At 39.2% G+C, this 17,155-nt stretch carries 25 protein-coding genes; 10 read left to right on the top strand and 15 right to left on the bottom strand.

What is annotated here, in order from left to right; translation table 11 throughout:
- Position 1: 1 nt before the first annotated feature.
- Positions 2–733, top strand: a complete 732-nt coding sequence (locus LBH98_10585) for a hypothetical protein (GenBank protein ID MDR0305192.1) — start codon at positions 2–4, stop codon at positions 731–733.
- Here LBH98_10585 and LBH98_10580 read toward each other — a convergent pair.
- Together LBH98_10580 and LBH98_10575 are read right to left on the bottom strand one after the other, a co-directional pair.
- On the bottom strand, positions 730–1,428 hold the full coding sequence (locus tag LBH98_10580; GenBank protein MDR0305191.1) for a hypothetical protein: 699 nt from the start codon (positions 1,426–1,428) through the stop codon (positions 730–732). The genes LBH98_10585 and LBH98_10580 overlap by 4 nt on opposite strands.
- Positions 1,421–2,089, bottom strand: coding sequence for an ABC transporter ATP-binding protein (locus LBH98_10575; protein MDR0305190.1), 669 nt, complete (start codon positions 2,087–2,089; stop codon positions 1,421–1,423). Before LBH98_10575 ends, LBH98_10580 begins: the two co-directional genes overlap by 8 nt.
- A gap of 85 nt (positions 2,090–2,174) precedes the next feature.
- Between LBH98_10575 and LBH98_10570 the strand changes: the two genes are divergently transcribed.
- From LBH98_10570 to LBH98_10560, 3 genes are all read left to right on the top strand, one after another.
- A complete protein-coding gene (locus LBH98_10570) occupies positions 2,175–2,807 on the top strand; it encodes an SIS domain-containing protein (GenBank protein ID MDR0305189.1) in 633 nt (210 codons plus the stop codon).
- A 5-nt stretch (positions 2,808–2,812) separates the two neighbouring features.
- A complete protein-coding gene (locus LBH98_10565) occupies positions 2,813–3,751 on the top strand; it encodes an RluA family pseudouridine synthase (protein ID MDR0305188.1) in 939 nt (312 codons plus the stop codon).
- Between the two features lie 67 nt (positions 3,752–3,818).
- Complete coding sequence (locus tag LBH98_10560; protein ID MDR0305187.1) at positions 3,819–4,028, top strand: hypothetical protein; 210 nt, start codon at positions 3,819–3,821, stop codon at positions 4,026–4,028.
- Positions 4,029–4,244: 216 nt separating this feature from the next.
- On the opposite strand, the gene dnaK is transcribed toward LBH98_10560, so the two are convergent.
- From dnaK to LBH98_10530, 6 genes are all read right to left on the bottom strand, one after another.
- The gene (dnaK, locus tag LBH98_10555; GenBank protein MDR0305186.1) at positions 4,245–6,164 is read right to left on the bottom strand and encodes a molecular chaperone DnaK; all 1,920 of its coding nucleotides are present in this window, start codon (positions 6,162–6,164) and stop codon (positions 4,245–4,247) included.
- 25 nt (positions 6,165–6,189) lie between these two features.
- Entirely contained in the window at positions 6,190–6,720 is a 531-nt protein-coding gene (locus tag LBH98_10550) for a nucleotide exchange factor GrpE (GenBank protein MDR0305185.1), read from the bottom strand.
- Positions 6,721–7,041: 321 nt separating this feature from the next.
- Entirely contained in the window at positions 7,042–8,277 is a 1,236-nt protein-coding gene (locus LBH98_10545) for a hypothetical protein (GenBank protein ID MDR0305184.1), read from the bottom strand.
- A gap of 61 nt (positions 8,278–8,338) precedes the next feature.
- Positions 8,339–9,046 carry a TonB family protein gene (locus tag LBH98_10540; GenBank protein ID MDR0305183.1) on the bottom strand — a complete coding sequence of 236 codons (708 nt, stop codon included), beginning with the start codon at positions 9,044–9,046 and terminating at the stop codon, positions 8,339–8,341.
- 2 nt (positions 9,047–9,048) lie between these two features.
- Positions 9,049–9,462, bottom strand: coding sequence for a biopolymer transporter ExbD (locus LBH98_10535; protein ID MDR0305182.1), 414 nt, complete (start codon positions 9,460–9,462; stop codon positions 9,049–9,051).
- A 19-nt stretch (positions 9,463–9,481) separates the two neighbouring features.
- On the bottom strand, positions 9,482–10,186 hold the full coding sequence (locus tag LBH98_10530) for a MotA/TolQ/ExbB proton channel family protein (GenBank protein ID MDR0305181.1): 705 nt from the start codon (positions 10,184–10,186) through the stop codon (positions 9,482–9,484).
- Between the two features lie 176 nt (positions 10,187–10,362).
- Between LBH98_10530 and LBH98_10525 the strand changes: the two genes are divergently transcribed.
- A complete protein-coding gene (locus LBH98_10525; GenBank protein ID MDR0305180.1) occupies positions 10,363–11,319 on the top strand; it encodes a ribose-phosphate pyrophosphokinase in 957 nt (318 codons plus the stop codon).
- On the opposite strand, the gene LBH98_10520 is transcribed toward LBH98_10525, so the two are convergent.
- The 4 genes from LBH98_10520 to LBH98_10505 form a co-directional block, all read right to left on the bottom strand.
- Complete coding sequence (locus LBH98_10520) at positions 11,316–11,699, bottom strand: hypothetical protein (protein MDR0305179.1); 384 nt, start codon at positions 11,697–11,699, stop codon at positions 11,316–11,318. The two genes, LBH98_10525 and LBH98_10520, sit on opposite strands and share 4 nt — an antisense overlap.
- Positions 11,699–12,427 carry a 3-oxoacyl-ACP reductase FabG gene (locus LBH98_10515; protein ID MDR0305178.1) on the bottom strand — a complete coding sequence of 243 codons (729 nt, stop codon included), beginning with the start codon at positions 12,425–12,427 and terminating at the stop codon, positions 11,699–11,701. Before LBH98_10515 ends, LBH98_10520 begins: the two co-directional genes overlap by 1 nt.
- On the bottom strand, positions 12,427–12,810 hold the full coding sequence (locus LBH98_10510) for a hypothetical protein (GenBank protein MDR0305177.1): 384 nt from the start codon (positions 12,808–12,810) through the stop codon (positions 12,427–12,429). The genes LBH98_10515 and LBH98_10510 overlap by 1 nt, the downstream gene beginning before the upstream one ends.
- Before the next feature lie 110 nt (positions 12,811–12,920).
- Entirely contained in the window at positions 12,921–13,100 is a 180-nt protein-coding gene (locus tag LBH98_10505; protein ID MDR0305176.1) for a hypothetical protein, read from the bottom strand.
- A 299-nt stretch (positions 13,101–13,399) separates the two neighbouring features.
- Between LBH98_10505 and LBH98_10500 the strand changes: the two genes are divergently transcribed.
- The 5 genes from LBH98_10500 to LBH98_10480 all read left to right on the top strand — a co-directional run bounded on the left by LBH98_10500 (position 13,400) and on the right by LBH98_10480 (position 15,838).
- Positions 13,400–13,618 carry a hypothetical protein gene (locus LBH98_10500; GenBank protein ID MDR0305175.1) on the top strand — a complete coding sequence of 73 codons (219 nt, stop codon included), beginning with the start codon at positions 13,400–13,402 and terminating at the stop codon, positions 13,616–13,618.
- Positions 13,608–13,937: a type II toxin-antitoxin system RelE/ParE family toxin gene (locus LBH98_10495; GenBank protein MDR0305174.1), complete on the top strand. Its 330-nt coding sequence runs from the start codon at positions 13,608–13,610 to the stop codon at positions 13,935–13,937. Before LBH98_10500 ends, LBH98_10495 begins: the two co-directional genes overlap by 11 nt.
- Before the next feature lie 361 nt (positions 13,938–14,298).
- The gene (locus LBH98_10490; GenBank protein ID MDR0305173.1) at positions 14,299–14,763 is read left to right on the top strand and encodes a prepilin-type N-terminal cleavage/methylation domain-containing protein; all 465 of its coding nucleotides are present in this window, start codon (positions 14,299–14,301) and stop codon (positions 14,761–14,763) included.
- A gap of 227 nt (positions 14,764–14,990) precedes the next feature.
- Complete coding sequence (locus tag LBH98_10485) at positions 14,991–15,560, top strand: KilA-N domain-containing protein (protein ID MDR0305172.1); 570 nt, start codon at positions 14,991–14,993, stop codon at positions 15,558–15,560.
- On the top strand, positions 15,554–15,838 hold the full coding sequence (locus tag LBH98_10480; GenBank protein MDR0305171.1) for a hypothetical protein: 285 nt from the start codon (positions 15,554–15,556) through the stop codon (positions 15,836–15,838). Before LBH98_10485 ends, LBH98_10480 begins: the two co-directional genes overlap by 7 nt.
- 215 nt (positions 15,839–16,053) lie before the next feature.
- Here the strand turns inward: LBH98_10480 and LBH98_10475 are convergent, their stop codons facing one another.
- From LBH98_10475 to LBH98_10465, 3 genes are all read right to left on the bottom strand, one after another.
- A complete protein-coding gene (locus LBH98_10475) occupies positions 16,054–16,236 on the bottom strand; it encodes a hypothetical protein (GenBank protein ID MDR0305170.1) in 183 nt (60 codons plus the stop codon).
- Positions 16,223–16,687 carry a type II toxin-antitoxin system VapC family toxin gene (locus LBH98_10470; protein ID MDR0305169.1) on the bottom strand — a complete coding sequence of 155 codons (465 nt, stop codon included), beginning with the start codon at positions 16,685–16,687 and terminating at the stop codon, positions 16,223–16,225. Before LBH98_10470 ends, LBH98_10475 begins: the two co-directional genes overlap by 14 nt.
- A 243-nt stretch (positions 16,688–16,930) precedes the next feature.
- Positions 16,931–17,155, bottom strand: a 225-nt coding sequence (locus tag LBH98_10465; GenBank protein MDR0305168.1) for a hypothetical protein, incomplete at its 5' end; no start/stop codon positions are given.

Genomic DNA, 17,155 nt, shown 5'->3' with positions numbered 1-17,155 from the left:
TATGAGATGTTTTTTCGAATCGGTAATTTTTGTTTTTATTTTTTTATTTTTAAATTGTTCGCTTCCTCCGTATTCACAGGATAAAATTATTAAAAAAAGCAAACAAATTCTTGCCGACAGCGGCGATTATTATTTAGAAAAATGGCTTGTGCGGGAAAAAAGGGTTTCGCTTGACACGCTGGTAAAAATCTGCGCTCCGAATATCGGTCAATATGATTCCGTGCGCAATGCGCTTTTTACATGCCTTTCGGAAATTACAGATACGACGATACTAAAACTTATGGGAGTAAAAGTTATTTCGGGAAATCCTATAGAAAAACTGACCGCGTCGGCTTATATATACAAATATTACGGAGTAAAAATGACGCTTAGTCAGGATGTTCCGTTGGCGTCGTCTCTTTTATTGTTTAATTCGACTGCGAATAATTTATCTAAAATCAGTAATTCACAGATTTATGCAAACGTTGAACAGCGGAGTGAAATAGCGAAAACGTTTCCTCAAACGGAAAATTTGTACCGCGAATTTATTCTTAATCAAGAACTTTCTCCGAACGTAAGGATTTGGTTCGTTAGAAGTTTGTTAGAACACGACGATCGTGAAATGGTAATGACTTTTTTACTCGGTATAGAAGCGGAATTGAGTAAAAACGATTCTGTTTATGAATTCATTGAGGAAACGATTTACGCTATTATGAACCGCGGAACAAAAGGTGCGTGGATAGTATCCGACTAATAAACGATCGGGAGCGTTGTTTTGTCGTCAAAAAGCGTTTTGTCGCACAAAAGTAACGCCGCAATCGCAGGAATCGTAATTATTATCATTGTCAAAATTGCAATAATTCCAAAGCGGTTTGCGTAAAGATTTAACACGGGAACGGTCGAAATCAAGTATGGTAAAACGTAGGCGATAGCCGTTATACAAACAGACATAACGGACATATTTATAAGTTGTATCGCCCGCATATTTACGTTTATTATGGTAAAGTAAGCGCTTAGAGCGTTTATGCTTAAAGCGGCGCAGAAAAACGATAAAACATTAATAAAAAACTGATAATACGGCAGGAAAGAGAAAAAAAACCACAGAACCGAATACGCTATTGTCAAAGTTATTATTCCGCAAAAAAACGTGGCGGTTTGCGTGAAAGCGAATTTAGCCCAAAATATTGTTCTTCGTGAAATTCCGCTTGCCAAAAGAATTTCCCACGAACCGGCGAGCCGTTCGCGTGCAAAAGAAACGTTTGCGAAACCGGCGGATGCGACAAACGCGGAAACTATTATCCAGATTATCGACTTGTTATAATCTAGAATATTGTTGGAAAGAAAAAGTCCCCAAAAAAACGACACCAAAGCAAGCGATAAAATTGTAGATTTTGCGCTTTTTGTCAATGATTTTAATTCGTGTTTAAAAATTATTAGAAAATCATCCATATTTTCTCTTTTCTTCTAGAAAATTTTTTGAAATTTCGCTTATTTTTGCGTCTTTTAACTCGACAATTTTTGTGCATAGTCTGCCGACGGCGAAAAAATTATGCGAACTTATTATTACGGCGCCGCCGTTTTTTTGTGAATTTGTGACAATTTTAAAAAATTTTTCGCATTGCTCATAATCAAGACCTGTCGTAGGTTCGTCTAAAATAACGGCTTTCGGGTCGCCTAAAAACGCTCTTGCTATAGCGCACTGCATTCTTTCGCCTTTGGAAAAAAATTTTACGGGCGTTTTTTTAGCGTCTAATTCGGTGCAATTCTCGTCGATATATTTTTGCAAGTCGTCTTTTTTCACTCTTTTTATTTTTGCAAAAAAGTTCAAATTTTCGCGAAAAGTTAAATTCGCATTAAACCCGTCGTTTTCAAGGACTATTCCTGTTTTCCGCAAGATAGACGAATTTTTCGGCGTAGGAATTTCTCCAAGAATTTGCGAGGTTCCTTTGTCTGCGTTTATTAAGCCCAAAAGCAGACGGACGAGCGTTGTTTTCCCCGCGCCGTTCAAACCGACGAGCCCTAAAATTTCGCCGGGTAAAATCTCAAACGAAACGTTGTACAAAATTTCTTTTGTTCCGAATTTCTTTGAAATATTGTTTGCTTTTATCATTACTTCGTTCGCTTTCGGCGGAAAATACTTTATTTATCGCCGGAAAATAATATTTTACACATGATTCCTATTGAAAGAAATTGTAATGAAAGCGGTAACGCAGAAAATTTTTAACGAACTCTTTGAAAATTATCCGATTTTGCAGGGATGCAAAGAAAATATCGGCGAATTTTTTGATTTAGGCATAAAAGCGTATAAGAACGATAAAACAATTTTAGTTTGCGGAAACGGCGGAAGCGCCGCCGATTGCGAACATATTGTCGGAGAGCTTATGAAAGGATTTATGCAAAAAAGAACGTTGCCGGAAAATGAAAATCAAAAATTTATAAATGCGGGTTTCGGTGAAATTTCCAATAAACTTCAAAGAGCGATACCCGCCATCTCGCTTGTAAGCCAGACAGGAATTATTACCGCTTGCGCAAACGATATCGATCAAAGTATGGTTTTTGCGCAACAAGTTTTCGCTTACAAAAATATCGCCGGACTGCTTGTCGCCGTAAGTACTTCGGGAAATTCGCAAAATGCGCTTGAAGCGGTTAAAATCGCTAAATTTCTTGGAATAAAATCCGTCGGACTTTTGGGCAACGACGGCGGGGAAATTGCAAAACTTGCCGATTGCAGCGTTATCGTTTCCGAAAACAAAACACACAAAATTCAAGAACTTCATTTGCCGGTTTATCATGCTTGGTGCGCAATGCTTGAAGCGGAATTGTTTTAATAATTATGAAAATTTCGTCAAAGATTCCTTTAACGTTCAACGGTTTTTCACTGATTGATTATCTTGCGACGCGTTTTACATATCTTGAACGTGAAATCTGGAAAGAACGGATTTTAGAAAGCCGTTTTATTAGAAACGAGAAAGTATTGCATGAAAAATCTATAATTTTTCATAAAGATATTATTGTTTACGATATGCCGGATATTGACGAACCGGAAGCGAATTTTAATTACAAAATAATTAAACGGACAGATAATTTTCTTGCGATAGACAAGCCGTTTGGGCTTATGGTTCACAAACACGGAATAAATTTTCGTAACAATCTTATATATCACCTTCGCGAATTGCATGAGCCGCCGTTTCCTACCGCCGACATTGTAAATCGATTGGATAAAAATACTTCGGGAATAGTTCTTATTTCGCTAAACAAAAACGCCCTAAAAGAGTTATTGCGGCAGTTTGCAGACCGAAGTGTAAAAAAAACGTACTTCGCCGTCGTTTTGGGAACGCCCAATCCGCTTTACGGTGAAATCTCGGTTCCGATAGCAAAAATTATGAAAAACGCCGAAAACAACAATAATAACGGACGATTTTGTGAAGTGAACTTACATGACGGAAAGCCATGTCAGACATTTTACGAGACAATAAAATCGGCAAACGGACATTCTCTTGTGAAACTGTTTCCAAAAACCGGCAGAACTCATCAACTTCGTATTCATCTGGCGCATATAAGCGTTCCTATAGTCGGAGATACGGCTTACGGATTAAGTATGGAGGAATATATAAATTTTTGTAAAAAAAACGACATAATCCCCATTGAAACAAACCGTCATCTTTTACACTGCGCAAACTTGGAATTTTCTCTTTTCGGGGAGAAAATAAGCGTTGATTCCGATTTGCCGGAAGAATTTGTAAAGAATCGGTATCTTTTTTCGGATTTTTAATTAATTTGCATAAACCGATGGCTGTTTATTATTTTTTGTTATGACAATCTCAAAAAAGGAATGGAAAATGAAGCGGTTAGAAATGAAAGTTTATACTGATAAAGAATTAAAATTTATTGATTGGATAATAAATCCCGTGATAAAAAGCGAGCCTTTCGACGATTCGAACGAGATTGTTGTCAGAGAGTCAATGAATGCGTTAGCGGAATGGATTACACAAAGACCGTCGTGTAAACGCCACAGAATGACTTTTGAACTTGAGCGCATCAACATATAAGAGGATAGATAAAAAAGGCGTAAAAATATTACGCCCCGACAAGCTTTATTTGTCATCCGAATTTCTTGCCTTTTATATACTGTGTTTTCCCGACTAAATACACAAACGCCGTTATTGCAATCGCACACGTTAAAATAACTAACTGCTTCATATATCCCTCCTTTCTATTCAATGGGGAATAGGGGCAAGGCAAAACCCGCCCCTTTTGTTACAATCTTATTCTTTCTTGTCGTCGTCGACAACTTCGAATTCCGCTTCTTCGGCCGTTGCGTTTTCCGCCGCTTTTTCGGTCGCCGCTTCGCCGCCGGTATTGGTTTGCTGCGCTTGCGCCGTTTGCGCCGTTTGCGCGGCTTGGTAAAACGCGCTTGCCGCTTGGCTTACTTTATCAATACTTTTCTGAATGCTTTCAGTGTCATTCGCTTCTATCGCTTTTTTAAGTTCCGCGACAGCGTCTTCAACAGGTTTTTTCAAATCGTCCGGAAGATTCGCTCCCGACTCTTTAAGCGCCTTTTCAGTTTGGAAAACTATTTGTTCTCCCTGATTTTTAATTTCAATTTTTTCTTTTTCTTTTTTATCCGCTTCGGCATTCGCTTCGGCGTCTTTTACCATTCTTTTGATTTCGTCCTCGCTTAAACCGCTTGAACTTTCGATTTTAATTTTTTGCTCTTTGCCGGTTCCTTTGTCCTTTGCGGATACGTGCAAGATCCCGTTACTGTCTATATCGAACGTAACTTCAATTTGCGGAACTCCGCGAGGCGCGGGAACAATGTCCGCCAAATCAAATTTTCCAAGCAGCCTGTTATGAACCGCCATTTCACGTTCGCCTTGGTAAACCATAATTGAAACCGCCGGTTGATTGTCCGCCGCCGTAGAGAAAATCTGGCTCTTTTTACAAGGAATGGTAGTATTCCTTTCAATAAGTTTCGTCATTACTCCGCCAAGCGTCTCTATTCCCAAAGAAAGCGGGGTAACGTCAAGCAAAAGAACGTCTTTAACGGAATCGTCGCCTGAAATAATCGCTCCTTGAATTGCGGCTCCAAGCGCGACGACTTCGTCGGGATTTATCGAACGGTTAGGTTCTTTCCCAAAAAATTCTTTAACTTTTTCCTGGACTCTGGGAATACGCGTAGAACCGCCTACTAAAATTACTTCGTCAATATCGCCTACCGAAATTCCAGCGTCTTTTATCGCTTTACGGCAGGGTTCGATACTTTTTTCAACCAATTTTTCGGTCAATTGCTCAAATTTTGCACGAGTTATAGACAAATCCAAATGCTTCGGGCCGTTTGCGTCAGCCGTGATAAACGGAAGATTTACATTTGTCGTAGTTGCCGACGATAAATCTTTTTTCGCTTTTTCCGCCGCTTCTTTAAGACGCTGTAAAGCCATTTTATCGTTTCTCAAATCGATTCCGTTGGTTTTTTTAAATTCGTCGGCGATGTAATCGATAAGGACTTGGTCAAAATCGTCTCCGCCCAAATGTGTATCGCCGTTTGTGGATTTTACCTCAAAAACTCCGTCTCCGATTTCCAAAACCGAAATATCGAAGGTTCCGCCGCCAAGGTCGTAAACCGCAATAGTTTCGTTTTTCTTTTTATCCAAACCGTAAGCTAAGCTTGCCGCCGTCGGTTCGTTAACAATTCTTTTTACGTCAAGTCCTGCGATTTTACCGGCGTCTTTTGTCGCCTGTCTTTGAGCGTCGTTGAAATATGCGGGAACCGTAATGACCGCTTCTGAAATTGCGGTTCCCAAATACGCCTCTGCGCTTGCTTTAAGATTTTGCAAGATCATCGCCGAAATTTCCGGCGGAGTGTATTTCTGCCCCAAAATATCTACTTTTACAAGTTCGTCGCTCGCTCCGACAACTTTATACGGCACTAGTTTTTCTTCCGAATCGACCTCGTTATGACGACGTCCCATAAATCTTTTAATAGAATAAATTGTATTTTCCGGATTAGTCACCGCCTGACGGCGAGCGATATCTCCGATCAATTTCTGTCCGTCTTTCGTAAACGCGACGACCGACGGCGTCGTTCTTAATCCTTCCGCATTCGCAATTACGACAGGCTTCCCGCCTTCCATAACAGCCACACAGGAATTTGTCGTTCCCAAATCAATACCGATAATTTTACCCATAAAACACTCCTTGTTTATTTTAGTTTTAGTTTCCGGCGCTAACCACGACTTTTGCATGTCGTATAATATTATTTTTCAATTTATATCCCTTTTCAAAAATCGTCAAAATATATTCTTCCGGAATTTCCGCGTCGCGCTGTTTCATCATTGCGTCGTGCAAAGCGGGGTCAAATTTTTCTCCGACATTTCCGAAAGCCTCCAATCCGTGCTTAATTAAAATTTCGTCAAACTTATTATATATCAATTTCATACCGTCTTTAAACGCGTTTGCGTCGGTTTGCGAATTAGAAATAAACGCCCGTTCAAAAGTTTCACGGATTTCAATCAAATCCGATATCAACGCTTTGTTGGCGCTTTCTACCATTTTGGCATATTCGACAGCCGTACGTTTTTTAAAATTATCAAATTCCGCCATTAAACGGATATATTTATCTTTATGCGCTTCAATTTGTTCGGATAAAACATTTGCATTATCTTCTTTTTTTTGAGTTTGTTCCTCAAATTTTTTCGAAGAATCTTTTTGTTCGTCTTCGTACACTTGCTTTTTTCCTCTCAATTTTTCCTCCTATTTATTATCCGGTTCGCCTTATTTAGTCAAATATTGTGCCATTTCAATAAATGTTGCATCTTGAAACACAATTCCTATGAAAACCCGACAATGTTATCGCTTTGGCGTTGCGTTTTGAGACGGACGGAAACTTTCGCTCTCCGTTTTGTTTTTTGGGCGAATATTATTTTGTAAATAATATTCTTAATAAAAGCGAGGAAATATGGAACAGCGGGAAAAAGAGTTAGAGATATCGCTACGTTCAAACTAAACGGCGAAGCGGTTGAAATCAACGATAAGAGTTTGAAATTTTGGAATTAAAATTTCATCTTAAAAATGCGACCATTTTGACTGCTCGGCGTTGCCGCTGTTTGTTATTTTAATCAATTTTTTGTCTTTAAGGCGTATTGCGCAAATATCGGTCTTATCGCCCTGTCCCAAAGTAAATAAAACATGAGAGCCGTCCGGCGACCAACTGGGATATTCCTGCGCTCCCGCAATCGACGCCGTTATTAACTCTTCGTCGTTGCCGTTTACAGAACTTACCGCGATCATTTTTTTCCCGTTGCGCTGCGCCGTATATGCGATTTTTGAGCCGTCCGGCGACCAACTGGGAGAATCGTGATATGAGCCTCCGTAAGTAATTCTTTGAACGTTCGCTCCGGTTCTATCGGCTACATAAATTTGCGGAGAACCGCTTCTGTCGGAAACAAACGCGATTTTATAACCGTTAGGCGACCAACTAGGCGCGGTACTTATCGAATTGCCGACCGTAATTCGCTGCTCGCCGCTTCCGTCTTTGTTTATGCTGTAAACTTCCATATTTCCGCTTTTTGAAGAGGCGAACGCAATTCTTCCGTTAATTTCCGAATAATTAGGAGAACTTTCGACTTTGCGCGTCGCAACGATTGAGGTTTTTTTACCTTGCTGCGTGTTTATCGAATAAATATCCGGCTTTCCTCTGTCGTAAGAAACGCATAAAATATTTTTATCGTCGATAAAAGACGGCATAATGTTAATTCCTCCTTTTGTCAAATAATGTTTGTTTTGTCCGTCATAATCACAGATAACGACGTTTTTGTTCCCCTTCGTTTTTTCAACAAAAACAATTTTGCTCTCATAGGGAGCGTCTTCGCCCAGTAAGGTTTTGTGGACTGCGCATGAATATTTGTGAGCGGCAAGATTTACATCTTTTTTATGGAAGTTATATGATTTTCCAAGCAGTAAATCCTTAGCGCCGGAATCGTATAAATAAATATCTAGAGTTACGGTATCGCCTACTTTAAGATAGGTTCCCGTAATATAAACCGGTATTTGTTCCTGAAGTAATTTTACAGAATCGAGTTCGTTAAGTTTTTTTACCGAAAAATTTCCCGTGAAATCCAAATCGTTTGCGATTGTCATCCATGGGCGGATGTCTTCCATCGGTTCGCTGTTGCCGGCAGGCTGGAATATTACGATTCCTATCGGAATAACGCCGCTTTGATCGGCGGAAATTTCCAAAGATACCTGTTTTTGCGAATAAACGGCAATGACGGTTAAAAACAACGCAAATAATTTTTTCATGCTTTTTGTTCCTTTTCAAGGTGTTTCACCGGAAAAATACGTTACGCCGACGCGGTAAAATTTATTTTTGCGGCTTTAAGGTCAAATTCACGGTCAGCGATTGTCCCGAAAAACCGCTCGGTAAAGAAGCGAAAGGCGCGGACATTTCGACCGCCTGCATAGCCTGCCTGTCTAAAAGTCCTCTTCCCGAAGGGCTTATCAATTTCAGTCCGCTCATCGAGCCGTTACGGCTTATGACAAACTGAACTATAACCTCGCCTTTTTCGTTTGCCGCCGGTTTCCATCTGTTTTTGATTTTGCTTTGTAATTGGTCGAGGTACCATTGATACTCAAACGGCTCGGAAATCTGCAGCGATACGGAAGACGACGTTGTCGGCTCGGCAAACAAACTTTCCAAATCTGAAATATCTTCTTCAGCCGGTTTGGACGCGGCGCCGGGTTTTGGCGTATCCTGTCTTTTAGGCTCTATTTTCTTTTCGACGCTCGGTTTCGGTTCTATTTTAGGTTCCTGCACGACCGGCCGAGGCGCTTGCTGAGGACGTGCGGCGGGTTGTACGTGTTTGGGTTGAGGTCTTTGCGGTTGAGGCGTTTGTATCTGAATTATTTCAAATGTAGGCGGACGCGATAAAATTCTAGGTTTCCAGTGCAGACTTACAAGAAAAGGAACCACGATAAACACGGCGATGTGAACCGCTATCGAAAGCGTAAGTATGAACGGAACCGCTTTCGGATTGTCTTCACCGTCTAAAAATTTAACGACAGAGGACATTTTTACTCTTTTTCAAGAGGTTCGGTTAAAAAGCCCAGCTTTACTCCGCCGGATTTCTGTACTTCCGAAATAACTTTTACAAAAAGACCGTAAGGCACTTCTTTGTCGGCGGAAACATAAATAGGCGTATCGAAACGGTTTTGAAACACGTTACGAAATTCCGTTCCGAATTTATTCAGCGCGACATTTTTTTTATCGATATATATTTCATTTTTTTTGGTAATGGCTATTTCGATAATCGTTTGGTCGATTTCCATGTTTTCGGCGTCGGCGCGCGGCAGATTTACCTGAACCCCCTGCGTCATCATAGGCGCGGTTATCATAAATATGATAAGCAGCGCAAAAATCACGTCTATCATATTCGTAAGATTCAGCGTGCTTTCAATAGTTCTTTTTCGTCTTTTTCTTTTTGGCATATAAACAAACCTTTCCGAATCAGATTTTACGGTCTATAACAAGCAGCAGCTCTTCTTTCAATTTTGCAAAGCCCAATTCCGAACAGTCGTCAAGGTCGTCTTCTATTCTTTCCGCTTTATGAATAAACAAATTATAGAACACTACGGACGGAATCGCCACGACAAGTCCGGCGACTGTCGTTATAAGCGCTTCGGCGATACCCGGGGCTACGACGGTAAGCGAAGCGGAACCCTTGTTTCCTATTTCAAAGAACGAATCCATAATTCCCCAAACGGTTCCGAAAAGTCCGACAAACGGAGCGGTCGAACTCATTATCGCCAAAATGTGCAGTCCCCAGTTAAGCCGACGAGCCGTTTTGCTTGTTTCCGTTTGCACTTTTTCATGGGCGATAGCGGTCTGATGTTCAAAATAAAACGATAAACTTTCGCCGGATTTATTTCTCAAGTCTTGAGCGATCCGGTTAAATTCCATAATGTAATTTCCGATCAAGATTCCGGCATAAGATTCTCTAAGCCGCGGAGGAACGTCTTTGTATTCTCTAAGCGACTTCAGGTTTTCAAATTCGGATTTGAATTTTTTTACCGCTCCGCTTACAAAGTTCAAATAAAAAAACCTGTTGATTATCACAACCCAAGAAATAAGCGACGCGATAAGAAGCGTCCAGCAAACCGCAAGACCGACCGGTCCGGATTTAACCAACATTTCGACGATAGGCGCGTTCATAAAATCTCCGATTAAATTAAAAACTGATTAACAAATTCCCACGTTGAAAATACAACATTTACTATACGCCGAAACAAATTATTTTGCAAAACAAAAGAAAAACTTGCTATTTTCGTCTAAACAAAAATATTTTCTCGCAGAATATTTGCATATTTTTTACATTTTGGGAGTTTTCTATGATAGGTGATTTGAAAATTTTTTCAGGTAACGCAAATCGTCCTTTAGCGGCGGCGATTGCCAAAAAAGCGGGAGTGGAACTCGGCGAAATCGACATTATGAAATTCAGTAACGAAAACATAAAAATCGCTTACAAGGACAGTGTACGCGGAAAAGACGTATTTATAATTCAACCGTCATGCGTTCCGGTAAACGACGGGCTTATGGAACTTCTTATCATGATTCACGCCGCACGCCATGCCAGCGCGTCCAGGATTACCGCCGTTACGCCGTATTATCCTTATGTTAGAAGCGATAAAAAAGACGAAAAGAGAATTTCCATAACCGCAAAACTTGTCGCCGACCTTCTTGAAGCGGCCGGAGCCGACCGCGTTATGACTATGAATCTGCATTCTCCTCAAATTCAAGGTTTTTTCAACATTCCCTGCGACCATCTTTTAGCCGGAAAAATTTTGTGCGACGCCTGCTCTAAAATAAACAACGGCGATTTAACGGACGGAGTGGTAATAGCCCCAGACGCGGGAAGCGCAAAACATGCGGGACATTATGCGAAAAGATTGGGTTTGCCGCTGGCTATTTTGGATAAACGCAGAAACGACCACAGCGAAACCGCAAAAATGGACAATATTATCGGCGACGTTAAAGGAAAGAAAGCGTTTATTTTCGACGACGAGGTCGCAAGCGGCGGTTCGCTTATCGAAGCGGCTTCAATGCTTGAAAAAAACGGCGTAAAGGATATCCAGGCTTACTGCGTTCACGGGGTTTTGTCCGGAAACGCCAAAAAAAGAATTGAAGATTCTCCGATTAAAAAATTGGTTATTACGGATACGGTTTTTGTTCCGGAAGAAAAAAAATACGAAAATTTAGAAATAGTTTCGGTGGCGGATTTGTTTGCAAGCGCGATAATGTACACTAATAAAGATTGTTCGATAAGCGGACTTTACGACGAGTTTTAGTAAATTCTCGCCTCTTCTTCTTTGACCGATTCCTTGTACGATTGTATCATTTTGCGCCGCGCTTCTTCAACTTTCGGAGCGTATTCTCTGTATCTTTCGGCGAGTTTTGCGTAATTTTTCATCATTCGCCGGGCTTTTACAGGATCCTGATGAGCGTCAAAAGCGAGATTCCCCGATCCCATAAGATGATTGTGAATTCCCGCAAACGACTGCGCCAAATCTCGGGTTTCTATCACTTTTTTTGAGAAATTAATCAAAGAGTCGGCTTTTCGAGCCGCTTCGGTTTGCGTAGCCTTCTCTTCCTGCGAAAGTTCTTTTTTAGGCTGTTTTAAGCACCCGATAAGCAAGAAAAGCGCAAGCGGGAAAAGCAGTTTCTTCATTACGCGGTCATCCCGCCGTCTATAGTAAATACCTGACCGGAAATATATCCGGCTTTGTCGGAAAGCAGAAACGCGACCAATTCCGCGACTTCTTCGGGTTTTCCCAATCGTTTAAGCGGAATCCGTTTCTTCATCTCTTTTAAATATTCCGCGTCTAATTTTGCGGTCATGTCGGACTCTATAAATCCGGGAGCGACCGCGTTTACGCGAACTTTGCGCAGTTCCTTGCAAAGCGCCCGCGTAAAGCCGATAATGCCGTGTTTGCTCGCGCAATAATTCGTTTGACCGGCCATCCCCGAAATTCCGCTTACGGAAGTGATATTGACAATAGCTCCGGAGCTTTTAACCAAATCCATAACGACGTTTCTGGTCGTATTAAAATATCCCGTCAAATTTATGTTTATAAGATCGTTCCAATTTTGAGTTTCCATCATAGCAAGCGGACCGTCGCGCGTAATTCCGGCGTTGTTTACAAGACCGTCGATAACTCCGCCGAAGACGCCGCGAGCGTTATCGATAAAATTTTTCGCCTGCTCGAAATCCGAAACGTCCGCCGCAAACGCTTTGACGACAATCCCGTCTTTTGAGAGATTTTTTACTATCTCGTTTGCGTATGCCGCGCTTGCGTTGTAGTTAAAAACGACACGATTCCCTTCGTTGACGAGTTTTTCCACTATAGCCTTTCCGATTCCTCGCGAACCGCCCGTAACAATGTAATTTTTCGCCATTACTTACTTCCTTTTTTTGAATTTTGCGCACACCTCGTTAAAAAAATCGGATTCGGATTCGCTTTTATCGTATCCGCGTTTACGATAAGCGATCGTGTCGCCGCCTTAACCCCTTTGTCGGTTTTTGAATACTTGTACGTGATTTTCATTTTCATTCCCGAATTCTCCAATTCCGCGATTAAAAGCGAATCGTTAAAAGAATAACGTCCGCTTCCGTTAACGGAAGCGTCGTCGTCCGCCCAAAACCTGACCGAATCTTTTCCGATAAAGGTAATGTTCATGTTTTCGTTCTCGACGCACCATACGCCGGTAAAAATCGCCGAGTTGTCCGCGGCGAAAGAAACGGCGAATATAAAAACCGAAATCGATAAAAATTTTTTCATTCTTTCCTCTCAATATTTATGTTAAATCTTTTTCCGCTTTATAAATATGCGGAATAATTTTAATTATCTATTATCTTAATGTTTTAGGCAAATTTTATCCGCCGACTTCATTATCTAAAAAACTTGAGAATCGGTATAAGCTCAAAGTTCTGAATATCGTAATCAAAATCAAAAATTTTTGATTTTTCCGAGAATTTTTCTTTTTGGAATTTTATTCTTTGGTTTATTGACTTTATGTATCTCAATAATTTCGACAGATCGTCGTTTTCAAGTGTTTCGCCGTCGTTCATTAAATTAGAAAAACTCCCCTTATACGGTTTATTTTAAGAATTTCTTTACTTTATCTCCGTCTAAATTGTATTAAGTACGTCGTAATAATATACTACATTTTTTTAAACATGTCAAGAGGATTTCAATATTTTTAATTCACCGTTATTTAATTACTAAAATTTTTTTACAAAAACATGTCCGACATAAATCGCCTGCGCCAAAAACACATATCTTTTAGAAAAGGCATATAATATATTTAGAGGAATAAAAATAGTTAAAAAAAATAAACGAGGAAACAAAAATTAAAAAAGGAGGTTTTATGCGACAAATAACTTTAAATAATATTCCCAATCGACAAGTACCGCTCTTGACGGCATTATTTAAAAATCTATCGTTTATCAGTCCGGATTCAATTTCTGTTCATGATGAAAAAGCGATTTTTTTGGATGAACTTGAGGAATCGGTTCAACAAGTAAAGGCGCATATGAAAGGTGAAATTAAATTAAAATCCGCTTGGGATTTACTTGATGAATTATAATATAATTACTACGCCGTTATTTGAAAAAGAACTTAAACGCCTTGTAAAAAAATATGCGTCGATAAAACAAGATTATGCCGCCTTGCTTAAAAAATTACAGGAAGAACCGCAATCTGGAGAATCTATCGGGAATGACTGTTACAAAGTTCGTTTAGCAATAAAAAGTAAAAATAAAGGTAAAAGCGGCGGAGCAAGAGTAATAACATTTCTCTATACTGTAAAACAAACATTGTATTTACTTGGAATTTATGACAAAACTGAAAAAGAGACGTTGAAAGACAACGAAATTAAAGCGCGTTTAAAAGAAATAGCGGATTGAGGAGGCAAATATGGAAAGAACGATCGAGTATATTCCGTTTTCTCAAAGTTTAAACCCGCCGTCCGACAACGGTAATTTACATCCTGAATATTATTTTGATACTTCCCGACAAGTTTGACGAGTGGGTTTATACGCTTAAAACGTCGTCGGCGTATTTCTTATGAACGTTTTTTGGGGGCGGCGGAAAAGAAAACAAAAAAACGATTTAACAAAAAAATTCGTTTTTTTTGGCTTCCCCCCTTGAAAACTTAAAATTTATATAGTATATTGTAAATGTGAATTTTGAGAATAACGACGAGTGTCGATTCTATTTCATAAAAAATTATTATCACTTGTTTAACATTTTTAAAGGGAGTATGTTATGAGCAAGAAGAGCGGTTTTACATTGGTCGAGTTAATGGTGGTCATAGTAATCATCGGCGTATTGGCGGCGGTCGCCATTCCGAAAATGATGGCTGCGACGAATAAAGCGAAAGCTGGCGAAGGTCCGCAGATTTTGGGCACTATCGCAAACATGCAGCATGCGTTTAAGGCGGAACAAGATACTTTTACAAATTGTGCACTTAGCGGCACAGCGGTATCTGCGGACTTTGGATGGAAAGAGATAGGTTTCGACCAAAACCCCGGTTCAAGATATTACAATTTTGATGTTGTTTCAGGAGGATCGGATTTTATTGGCAAGGCGGCGTTGAGAGTAGCATTGGGGCAAGCGCTTTCTGGCATGGATCTTACCATTAATGAGATGGATGAGCGATTGGTTAACGGGAGCACAAACAGTAATGGGACTACTGATGAACTCGGAAGGCTCGTTCCTAATTGGAGATAAGCGTTTTTTAAACGTTTGAGGTTTTATTTTGAGAGTCTCGGTTTTTCGAGACTCTTTTTTTGTGTTCGGCGAGAGTTTATCTTGTTTATAGTGTTCTTGTTTTCTTTATTGCACTTCCAAATTTATAAGTTTATAATATTTCTTAATTTTTTATAATTTCTTTGTTACGTTTTTTGAGAACATAATAGTATTTTTCGATGTATTGTTTAATAGTTGGAGTTTATAATATGGCGGCCAAAGTAAACGTAAAAGGTATTGATGTCGGATATAAGACGATAGAACAGGATAATTATATTTCCCTTACCGATATAGCAAAATATAAAAACTCCGAAAATCCAAACGATGTTATAAGAAATTGGCTGCGTAACCGTATGACAATCGAATTTCTGGGTATCTGGGAGGGATTGAACAATCCGAATTTTAAACCCGTCGAATTCGACGGGTTTAGAAAAGAAGCCGGACTTAACAGCTTTGTGCTTTCACCTATGAAATGGATAGAAAATACGAATGCAGTAGGAATAATCGTATCGGCGGGTAAATATGGCGGAACTTATGCACATAATGATATTGCTATGGAATTTGCAAATTGGGTGTCTGTTGAGTTTAGATTATATATAATAAAAGAATTTCAACGCCTTAAAACCAATGAACAAAAAGAACTTGAATGGACAGCGAAAAGAGAACTTGCTAAAGTCAATTATCGTATTCATACCGATGCAATTAAAGAAAACTTGATAGCGCCTCAGCTTACGCAAAAGCAAATTTTTATGTTTATGCTAATGAAGCGGACATGTTAAATGTTGCATTGTTTGGCAAAACAGCCGAAGAATGGAAAACAGAGAATTTCGGCAAAAAAGGCAATATGCGTGATTACGCAAGCGTAGAACAACTTTTGGTGCTTGCGAATTTAGAAAGTTATAATGCGATTTTGATAGAACAAAAATTACCGCAAAACCAACGAATTGTTTTATTAAACAAAACAGCACACAAGCAATTAGAAATACTTTTAAAGACAAAAATAGAATCCCGCAAAAAACTGAATATTAACGGAAATTTTTCATATCTGAACCTTTGAGGTTTTATTTTGAGAGTCTCGGTTTTTCGAGACTCTTTTTTTGTGTTCGGCGAGAGTTTATCTTATTTTTTCGTTTATTCCACAATGTTTTTCGTTATTGAAAACCCTCTATACAATTCGTTCTGGTTACTCTGTTTCATAAATCACCATATCTTTTGGATTTTTAATTGTCGTGGTATCCTCCGAATGACGGTATCATTCGCTCTCTCCTTTTTTTATTTCACCGCCTCTCTTTTAATTTTTCTTAAAAAATCGCGCGCTTCAGCATTAACTTGTTCATTGTAGATGTGTCTTTCCTCTGGAGTCATAGCATTTAATTCAGCGCTTATTTCATCTTTGATTTTTCGAAAAAAATCTACACAATGAAAATCTTTCAAGCATTCATTATTCAGCTCCATAAATTACCACCTCTTTTGGATTTCTAATTTCTATTTGTTTATATCCTTTTTTCATATTGACGGAATTATATCCTTTTATTCGTTGAATATTTACAATATGCTTAAAATTCCAACTAACTAAAATATCAATATTATTTATCGTTGCCGTCGCGATGTGAAGGCAATCGTCTCTGCTTGTTTCTCCGACGACGTTTTCATTTATGTATTCATCGGCTAAATTTTCACATTCTGATGAAACTTCAAGCGATTTAAAATTTAAATCTTCCAAAAGTTTTTTTACTTTATCCGGTGCGTTTTTCAATTCTTTAATAACATAACTTGAAATAAAAGCGATATATTTCCCGTCTTTTATATTTTGAAAAAGCGGGCGAGTATCTTGCATAAATACATCGTCAAAATACCCGCCAAAAATTGATGTGTCCAAATATAGAGACATTACTTTTTCAATCATTTTTATTCTCCTTTTACGCACTAAAAAAATACTAAACCGCACAAAGTTAAAAAACAAAAAACTGAATATCACCGAAGAATTTTCATATCTGAACCTTTGAGATGTTTATTTTAAGAGTCTCGGTTTTTCGAGGCTCTTTTTTTGTTGCTTGGTGTTTTACAGGCATTCTATTTCTTGTATCGACAATATTTATAAATTCAAGCCAATCCAAAAACCACAGATTTTGCTTAACATTTACCCAATTCATTCAGGTAGTTTATTTTTAATCAAGCTAATGTCATATCCTTGTTGTTGTAAAATATTAAGAATTTCCAGTCTTCCTTCTTGTCTTCCTTCTTGTCTTCCTTCCTGTCTTCCTTCCTGTCTTCCTTCCTGTCTTCCTTTCCTTTCCGCCGCATCTTCAAACGACCAAATATCACGCTGCATCTTCAAACGTGATTCATATCGCATTCTCTGCTCCTTGTCGGC

The sequence above is a fragment of the Chitinispirillales bacterium genome (genome assembly GCA_031254455.1).
Taxonomy (GTDB): domain Bacteria; phylum Fibrobacterota; class Chitinivibrionia; order Chitinivibrionales; family Chitinivibrionaceae; genus WRFX01.
The sequence above is the reverse complement of the archived record's forward strand: the minus strand, read 5'-3'. Positions and strand labels throughout refer to the sequence as shown.

Coding starts and splice junctions, on each gene's coding strand:
- LBH98_10585 (MDR0305192.1), top strand. CDS start 2: ATGAGATGTTTTTTCGAATCGGTAATTTTTGTTTTTATTTTTTTATTT.
- LBH98_10580 (MDR0305191.1), bottom strand. CDS start 1,428: ATGGATGATTTTCTAATAATTTTTAAACACGAATTAAAATCATTGACA.
- LBH98_10575 (MDR0305190.1), bottom strand. CDS start 2,089: ATGATAAAAGCAAACAATATTTCAAAGAAATTCGGAACAAAAGAAATT.
- LBH98_10570 (MDR0305189.1), top strand. CDS start 2,175: ATGAAAGCGGTAACGCAGAAAATTTTTAACGAACTCTTTGAAAATTAT.
- LBH98_10565 (MDR0305188.1), top strand. CDS start 2,813: ATGAAAATTTCGTCAAAGATTCCTTTAACGTTCAACGGTTTTTCACTG.
- LBH98_10560 (MDR0305187.1), top strand. CDS start 3,819: ATGAAGCGGTTAGAAATGAAAGTTTATACTGATAAAGAATTAAAATTT.
- dnaK (MDR0305186.1), bottom strand. CDS start 6,164: ATGGGTAAAATTATCGGTATTGATTTGGGAACGACAAATTCCTGTGTG.
- LBH98_10545 (MDR0305184.1), bottom strand. CDS start 8,277: ATGAAAAAATTATTTGCGTTGTTTTTAACCGTCATTGCCGTTTATTCG.
- LBH98_10540 (MDR0305183.1), bottom strand. CDS start 9,046: ATGTCCTCTGTCGTTAAATTTTTAGACGGTGAAGACAATCCGAAAGCG.
- LBH98_10535 (MDR0305182.1), bottom strand. CDS start 9,462: ATGCCAAAAAGAAAAAGACGAAAAAGAACTATTGAAAGCACGCTGAAT.
- LBH98_10530 (MDR0305181.1), bottom strand. CDS start 10,186: ATGAACGCGCCTATCGTCGAAATGTTGGTTAAATCCGGACCGGTCGGT.
- LBH98_10525 (MDR0305180.1), top strand. CDS start 10,363: ATGATAGGTGATTTGAAAATTTTTTCAGGTAACGCAAATCGTCCTTTA.
- LBH98_10520 (MDR0305179.1), bottom strand. CDS start 11,699: ATGAAGAAACTGCTTTTCCCGCTTGCGCTTTTCTTGCTTATCGGGTGC.
- LBH98_10515 (MDR0305178.1), bottom strand. CDS start 12,427: ATGGCGAAAAATTACATTGTTACGGGCGGTTCGCGAGGAATCGGAAAG.
- LBH98_10510 (MDR0305177.1), bottom strand. CDS start 12,810: ATGAAAAAATTTTTATCGATTTCGGTTTTTATATTCGCCGTTTCTTTC.
- LBH98_10505 (MDR0305176.1), bottom strand. CDS start 13,100: ATGAACGACGGCGAAACACTTGAAAACGACGATCTGTCGAAATTATTG.
- LBH98_10500 (MDR0305175.1), top strand. CDS start 13,400: ATGCGACAAATAACTTTAAATAATATTCCCAATCGACAAGTACCGCTC.
- LBH98_10495 (MDR0305174.1), top strand. CDS start 13,608: ATGAATTATAATATAATTACTACGCCGTTATTTGAAAAAGAACTTAAA.
- LBH98_10490 (MDR0305173.1), top strand. CDS start 14,299: ATGAGCAAGAAGAGCGGTTTTACATTGGTCGAGTTAATGGTGGTCATA.
- LBH98_10485 (MDR0305172.1), top strand. CDS start 14,991: ATGGCGGCCAAAGTAAACGTAAAAGGTATTGATGTCGGATATAAGACG.
- LBH98_10480 (MDR0305171.1), top strand. CDS start 15,554: ATGTTAAATGTTGCATTGTTTGGCAAAACAGCCGAAGAATGGAAAACA.
- LBH98_10475 (MDR0305170.1), bottom strand. CDS start 16,236: ATGGAGCTGAATAATGAATGCTTGAAAGATTTTCATTGTGTAGATTTT.
- LBH98_10470 (MDR0305169.1), bottom strand. CDS start 16,687: ATGATTGAAAAAGTAATGTCTCTATATTTGGACACATCAATTTTTGGC.